The sequence below is a fragment of the Frankia sp. CoWAU3 genome, assembly GCF_977971855.1.
The window spans coordinates 1-3,539 of record NZ_CDWWXB010000079.1; the positions used below are offsets into that span (position 1 = coordinate 1).

Annotated in this window: 4 protein-coding genes and 2 pseudogenes; 3 read left to right on the forward strand and 3 right to left on the reverse strand. The window is 68.0% G+C overall.

Features of this window, described 5'->3' with window-relative positions; genetic code table 11:
* The first annotated feature begins 91 nt into the window (after positions 1-91).
* The 3 genes from AC08ON_RS09405 to AC08ON_RS09415 all read left to right on the forward strand — a co-directional run bounded on the left by AC08ON_RS09405 (position 92) and on the right by AC08ON_RS09415 (position 1,842).
* Positions 92-268: a hypothetical protein gene (locus tag AC08ON_RS09405; RefSeq protein ID WP_476608671.1), complete on the forward strand. Its 177-nt coding sequence runs from the start codon at positions 92-94 to the stop codon at positions 266-268.
* Between the two features lie 232 nt (positions 269-500).
* Positions 501-1,193, forward strand: a complete 693-nt coding sequence (locus AC08ON_RS09410) for a PP2C family protein-serine/threonine phosphatase (RefSeq protein WP_476608670.1) — start codon at positions 501-503, stop codon at positions 1,191-1,193.
* Positions 1,194-1,239: 46 nt separating this feature from the next.
* Positions 1,240-1,842, forward strand: a complete 603-nt coding sequence (locus AC08ON_RS09415) for a 2-oxoacid:acceptor oxidoreductase family protein (protein ID WP_011437633.1) — start codon at positions 1,240-1,242, stop codon at positions 1,840-1,842.
* Between the two features lie 63 nt (positions 1,843-1,905).
* On the opposite strand, the pseudogene AC08ON_RS09420 reads toward AC08ON_RS09415, so the two are convergent.
* The 3 genes and pseudogenes from AC08ON_RS09420 to AC08ON_RS09430 form a co-directional block, all read right to left on the reverse strand.
* Positions 1,906-2,130, reverse strand: a pseudogene (locus tag AC08ON_RS09420) (general stress protein); the annotation flags it as partial.
* 24 nt (positions 2,131-2,154) lie between these two features.
* Positions 2,155-2,790: pseudogene (locus AC08ON_RS09425) on the reverse strand (DUF2278 family protein); the annotation flags it as partial.
* A complete protein-coding gene (locus AC08ON_RS09430) occupies positions 2,685-3,179 on the reverse strand; it encodes a DUF2278 family protein (protein ID WP_476616795.1) in 495 nt (164 codons plus the stop codon). The gene AC08ON_RS09430 and the pseudogene AC08ON_RS09425, both read right to left, overlap by 106 nt.
* Between the last annotated feature and the right edge of the window lie 360 nt (positions 3,180-3,539).

Consider the following 3,539-nt stretch of genomic DNA (forward strand, 5'->3'; position numbering starts at 1 on the left):
CAATGATCCGTCGTCGCTGATTCCGCCAGGTTGTCAGGCTGTGTCATCAGGTCCCATGGCCCCGCGTCGACGCCAAGGAAGGCGGTGACACATGAAATGGATGACAGCGGATGGTCATCTCATCGAGGAGACGGTCGTCAAGGCCGGTCCCGAGCGTCCGGCACGAGTCCTGCGGGTGACCCGGCAGGAGCGTGCGGTCGGCCAGTATGCGTGCTGGGCCGATCTGATCGTCAATATTGATGTTCGGCGGATAACCGAAGTCGAATGAATGACCTGTTGTTGGTGCAGGCCTGAGCACGGGTCTGAGATGTCAAGGGCCACTGAGTTCTCCCCGCGAGGCGCCGTTCTGGAGGTCGTCCGTGTGCAACTTTCCGGCTGCAGAATCCTGGGACGAGACCGATCTCGCGGCCTGTGTGACCGGGGGCGTGAGAGAGAACGTTCATCGTCTCGGGGTATTCTGGCGGTCGCATCCCGCGACTCCCGGTTCGAGCGGAGACTGGGTGGAGGCGGTCGATATCGGCGCCGGCCGGCTCGCCATCTGCGTCGGCGACGCGGCCGGGCACGGCGAGCAGGCCGCGAGGTTCGCGCGACGGTTTCGGGAGGCGATGCGCCGGCACCTGCTCGCGGGCGAGGAGCCCGAGGCGACCATGCATCGCACGGTGAACGATATCGCTGGACCCGGCGATATCGAGGAAATGTTTGCTACCGCTTTTCTCGCCGTCGTCGATGCCCGGTCAGGCCAGGTGGTCTACGTCAACGCCGGGCATCCGCCCGCCCTGCACCTGCCCGGGTCCGCGGCTGGCGGCGCCCGCGAGCCACGGTCGCTCGGCCCGACCGGGCCCATCCTGTCTGACCTTTTCGCCGGAAGCGAGATCTGGTCGTCCCGATCGCTGACCATGGACGCCGGAGACCGCCTGCTGCTGTACACCGACGGCATCAGCGAGGCGCGTGACGCGCACGGCACACAGTTCGGGACGGAATCCCTGTCCGCCGGCCGGATCGGGACCGACTCGCCTGACACGTTGCTTGACCGCCTTTTCGCGCAGCTCGCCATCCATGCGCACGGGGTCGACGGGGACGACCGCACGATGGCGATCCTGGCCCGCGATCCACTGGCGGAGAGGACCCTGGCAGCTGACGGGGGCGTCGCGAGCAGCGGGGGCGTCGCGAGCAGCGTCGCGAAGCAGCATTGAGAAGCAGCGTCGCGAAGCAGCCCGGTCGGGAGAGACGAGGTCCGTCATGTTCGCGGTACGAATTCACGGGTTCGGCGGTCAGGGCGTGCTGACCATCGCCGAGCTGTTGACCATCGCGGCAGTTACGGAGGGTCGCTACGGACAGGCATCCATGGCCGGCGGGCCGGAACACATCGGCCATCCTACGGTCGCCTGCTGCCGGATCGACGACGATCCATTGCCCGGGTGGGAACCGGTCGTGTTCCCGGATGCGGTCATCGTCCGGGACGCGGCGCTGCTGCACGTCTCCGATGTGTTCCATGGACTCGGGGCGGATGGGTTCATCCTGCTCGACTCGGCACGCGACCTTGACGATTTCGGGCTGCCCAGGCTCACCCGGTACCGGCCCGAGCGGACGATCAGCATGCCCGCCAGCGAGATCGCCCAGCGCGAGCTGGGGCATCCGCTACCGAACACGGCTCTGCTCGGTGGCTTTGCCGCGTTGACCGGAATCGTTTCGATCATCGCGGTCGAGACGGCCATCCGGGAGCGGTTCGCCGGTCGGCTCGCGGACGACGGCATCGAGGCGGCCCGGGACGCCTTTGCGTTCGTCCGCTACACCGAGCGGCGCAGGGCCGGGCTTCTGCCGGTAGCCCAGGCCCAGGAATGAGCCTGGGCGCAGGCAGGCCGTGCCGGCAGTGAGCCTGGGCGCCGGCCGGCCGGCGGAGGTCCAGGTCAGCCAACCTGTGACCTGCTCGACCGTGCGCAGGCCGCAGCCGATGATGGCGGTCTTCTCCACCGGGAAACCAAGGTCGGAAAGTTGGTCGACGGCCCTCTCGGCCTCGCTGTAGGTGTCGAAGGTGGCCACCACCACCTGCTGCGGCCCGCCTACCCGGTCCACCGGGGTCCCGCCCGGAGCATCATCGAAGCGCGGGTTCCCGCGGTGGAGAACATCCATCCGAGGCCGAAAGGTGATCCGAGGTCAGAAGACGATGGTGTGTCCTTCGCGGGATGCGTCGGTGGCGGTGTAGGCGACGCCGTCGACTTTCAGACCGTCCTGATCAAGCAGGGTGATGATGCCGCCCCGGTTGCCCAGCCCGACCGGGGGTGCGAGCGGGATCCGCACGGTGTCCCCGGCTGGCAGGTTGGTGGGCGGAAGGGGGAAACGGTGCCGACCGCTGTCGATGATCGTCCAACCGGTGAGGTCGACGGGCCCTGGGGTGGTGTTGAGCAGGGTGACGGACTCGGCTTCCGGTGCCGGTCCGATGGGGTTGACCAGGGCGGCGACGATGCGCAGGCGCCGGTCGGGTTCCCCGGGGGCTGGTTGGCCGCCCGGTCCGGCTGATGGAACGGCGCGCAGGGTGTGGCCGGTCGTGTCGTCGGTGTGCCAGGCCTGGCTCTGGAAGGCCAGGAACAGTGCTGTCCAGCGGCCCGCGGTGGGGAAGTGGAAGAGCAGGGCACCGTCCTGCCAGCTGCCGTCGTCGGCGATGAAGCGACCGCTGTTGCCCTGGTTCATGTGGACGTCATGCACGCCGTTGCCGGGTACGAAGCCAAAGATCTTATCTGGTTTCGTGGGCTCGGGCCCCCATCGCTGGCCGAAGGCGTAAATGTGGCTGGTCGGATCGGCGGTCGCACGCTGGACGTGGTGGTCGAGGCGGTCGGCGAGATCGTTGTCCGGGCCGGGGCGGTCGGGGGGGGGAGCGCGTGCAGCCCGGTGCGATCGAACAGGTTGCCCCGGACGAAGTCCAGGGCGAGGCCGCCGGGCCTGGACTTCAGGGGGGTGAACCCGTCGGGCAGGTCGACGAGGCGGTCGAGGATCGGATGGTGGAACTCCTCGACCGCGATGTACAGCAGTTCGGACGGGGGCTGGGCGGACAGAACGTTTACGGCGACTCGGAAAGAGCCACCACCCTCGACGTGTATCTGGTAATGCGGGCTGTCGTGCCCGCCCTCCCTGCGCCGGTCGAGTAGCCGGCCTTTCAAGACGCCGTAGCCTGCCAGCGGCATAACATTTCCCCGATTTCCGCGGCGATGAAAAGATCCGGTTGAACGATATCATTCCCGTCTGGCCAGGCGGGTGCGGCGGGGGGAGTTCACCTATCGGTTGGTCTGCGGTCACCCAACGGTGATGCAGGCCGCCCGCGGGCCGGCGGCCGACCCCCATCATGGAGGGGCGGTCATGAAAAGGCGGTGATTCATGGTCGGCGTGGCGCCCGGGCGGTTACCGTCGGAGTGTCTCCAGGCAGGAGACAAGATCCGTGGGCGGCGGCATGTCGCGCATTTCCCGGCGTGTCTCGCCTACGGCGGCGAGATCAGGGTCGGCGACGATCTCATCTCGGCCGACCTACGGGCCAGGCCGCTCGCCGC

What these genes read in the sequence shown, in the direction of transcription:
- AC08ON_RS09405 (WP_476608671.1), top strand. Translation starts at nt 92, where the DNA reads ATGAAATGGATGACAGCGGATGGTCATCTCATCGAGGAGACGGTCGTC.
- AC08ON_RS09415 (WP_011437633.1), top strand. Translation starts at nt 1,240, where the DNA reads ATGTTCGCGGTACGAATTCACGGGTTCGGCGGTCAGGGCGTGCTGACC.
- AC08ON_RS09430 (WP_476616795.1), bottom strand. Translation starts at nt 3,179, where the DNA reads ATGCCGCTGGCAGGCTACGGCGTCTTGAAAGGCCGGCTACTCGACCGG.